Annotated in this window: 3 protein-coding genes; 2 read left to right on the top strand and 1 reads right to left on the bottom strand. The window is 66.4% G+C overall.

Annotated elements, in window-relative coordinates:
• Positions 1-888 (bottom strand): ATP-binding cassette domain-containing protein (locus ACIQ7H_RS22320; RefSeq protein ID WP_395795721.1); only part of this gene is annotated, 888 nt, incomplete at its 3' end.
• 493 nt (positions 889-1,381) lie between these two features.
• Between ACIQ7H_RS22320 and ACIQ7H_RS22315 the strand changes: the two genes are divergently transcribed.
• On the top strand, positions 1,382-2,116 hold the full coding sequence (locus ACIQ7H_RS22315) for a CoA transferase subunit A (protein ID WP_395795719.1): 735 nt from the start codon (positions 1,382-1,384) through the stop codon (positions 2,114-2,116).
• A 171-nt stretch (positions 2,117-2,287) separates the two neighbouring features.
• Positions 2,288-2,619: CoA-transferase (locus ACIQ7H_RS22310; protein WP_395795717.1), on the top strand; the 332-nt coding region annotated here is incomplete at its 3' end.

Below are 2,619 nucleotides of genomic sequence, written 5' to 3'. Positions count from 1 at the left end.
CAGCTCTTCCAGCCGGCCGAGACGCGCCTTGCCCTTGCTGCGGCCGCCCTTGGCATTCTGGCGTGACCATTCCAGCTCGCGCGCGATCGCCTTCTGGCGCGCCTTCTCCTGGTTCTCTTCCTGCTTCAGGCGCTCTTCTTTCTGCACCAGCCAGTCGCTGTAATTGCCCTTCCACGGAATGCCGCGGCCGCGGTCGAGTTCGAGGATCCACTCGGCGGCGTTGTCGAGGAAGTAACGGTCATGGGTGACCGCCACCACGGTGCCGCTGTAGCGGGCCAGGAACTGTTCCAGCCACTCGACCGATTCGGCGTCGAGATGGTTGGTGGGTTCGTCCAGCAGCAGCATGTCGGGCTTCTGCAGCAGCAGCCGGCACAGCGCCACACGGCGCTTCTCACCGCCCGAGAGCGGGCCGATCTTGGCGTCCCAGGGCGGCAGGCGCAGGGCGTCGGCGGCGACTTCGAGCTGCTGCTCCAGCGTGTGCGCGTCGCCGGTCTCGAGAATGGCTTCAAGCCGCGCCTGTTCGGCGGCGAGCTTGTCGAAGTCCGCGCCTTCCTCGGCATAGGCCGCATACACCTTGTCCAGCTCGGCCTGCGCCGACAGCACTTCGCCGACGCCTTCTTCAACTGCTTCGCGCACGGTGTGCTCGGGATTGAGCCGCGGCTCCTGTTCCAGGTAGCCGATCTTGATACCCGGCTGCGGGCGCGCCTCGCCCTGGTAGTCCTTGTCGACGCCGGCCATGATCCGCAGCACGGTCGACTTGCCCGCGCCGTTCAAGCCCAGCAGACCGATCTTGGCGCCCGGGTAGAACGACAGCGAGATGTCTTTGATGATCTGACGCTTGGGCGGCACGATCTTGCTGACGCCCATCATCGTGTAGATGTACTGCATGGCGATGTCCTGATCCGTAAGGTGGGTCACGCGCTGGCGCGCCCGATACCGTAGAGGCAGCAGGCGGTCGCGTAGGCGCGGAAGGGGCGAAAGTCTAGCAGGGCGGGGCCTGCTTCGCCGCCGCTGCGTGCCGCGCCGGTCGGTGTGCTCGGGCTCATTGATCGCCGGCCAACTCCTCGCCTTGACGATTCCCCGCCAACTCCTGGCGCCCGGACGATTTCATAGGATGGGTCTTGACCCACCGGAGCTGGACGTCCACCGCAGTCATCGAGCCCAAACCCGCGTGGCGGCGCGAAGTCGTCGTCCGCGTTCGGCGACGGGATACAGCGGCCGTGGCGAGCGCCGCGCAAAGGTGGGTCGAGACCCACCCTATCCATAGACCGAGCCTTGACTGCACATGCTGCGGAGCAGCATCGGTCGAAAGTACGGCAGCCTGCGGCCTGATCGGGCGGGTAGAATCCGCGGCTCCCATGGTCAATGCGAGTCCGGCCCCATGACTGCAGCTGCCCCCGCCGCGCCGCGCGGCAAGAACAAGCTCTATCCCAGCGCCGAAGCAGCCCTGCGCGACATCGTCGCTGACGGCCAGACCCTGGCGGTCGGCGGTTTCGGTCTGTGCGGCATTCCCGAGGCCCTGATCGCCGCGCTGCGCGACTCGGGTGCCAAAAACCTGACTGCAATCAGCAACAACGCAGGCGTGGACGGGTTTGGCCTTGGTCAGCTGCTGAGCACGCGGCAGATCCGCAAGATGATTTCCAGCTATGTCGGCGAGAACAAGGAGTTCGAGCGCCAGTACCTCGGCGGCGAGCTTGAGCTTGAGTTCAACCCGCAGGGGACCCTGGCCGAACGGCTGCGCGCCGGCGGCGCCGGCATCCCGGCCTTCTTCACCCGCACCGGCTACGGCACCATCGTCGCCGATGGTAAGGAAACCCGACAGTTCGACGACGGCCACTGGTACGTGCTGGAGACGGCACTGAAGGCCGATGTGTCACTGGTCAAAGCCTGGAAGGCCGACCGCGCCGGCAACCTGGTGTTCCGCAAGACCGCACGCAATTTCAACCCGGCCTGCGCGATGGCTGGCGCGGTCTGCGTGGCCGAAGTCGAGCAACTGGTCGAGATCGGCGAAATCGATCCCGACCACGTGCATCTGCCGGGCATCTATGTCGATCGCATCGTCGTCAATGCCGCGCCGGAGAAGCGCATCGAGCAGCGCACCGTTCGCGCCTCCTGAGCCACCGAGCTGCATAGGGTGGGTCTTGACCCACCGGCTCCCCGTCCCGCCTCGTCCTCATCGGCACCGGCCGCTGCGATCCGCTCTCCGGACGCATGCAACGGGGCCCGCGCCCACCTGAATCCACGATCTCGCGGGCCCGATGCCCGCCCTACTCAAGGAAGTATCGACATGCCCTGGACCCGCGACGAAATGGCGCAGCGCGCCGCCCGCGAACTGAGCGATGGTGCCTACGTGAACCTCGGCATCGGCCTGCCGACCCTGGTGGCCAACCACATTCCCGACGGCATGGATGTGTGGCTGCAGAGTGAGAACGGCCTGCTCGGCATCGGCCCGTTTCCGACCGAGGACGAAGTCGACGCCGACCTGATCAACGCCGGCAAGCAGACCGTCACCGCCCGCGCTGGCGCAGCCTATTTCGGCAGCCACGACAGCTTCGCGATGATCCGCGGTGGCCACATCGACTTGGCAATCCTTGGCGCCATGCAGGTGACCGCCAAGGG

It is taken from the genome of Aquimonas sp. (assembly GCF_044377145.1).
Classification (GTDB): Bacteria; Pseudomonadota; Gammaproteobacteria; order Xanthomonadales; family Xanthomonadaceae; genus Aquimonas.
This window is presented reverse-complemented; position numbering and strand designations above follow the sequence as displayed.

Bases quoted from the DNA above. Each gene is read 5' to 3' on its own strand.
- ACIQ7H_RS22315 (WP_395795719.1), top strand. From the start codon at position 1,382: ATGACTGCAGCTGCCCCCGCCGCGCCGCGCGGCAAGAACAAGCTCTAT.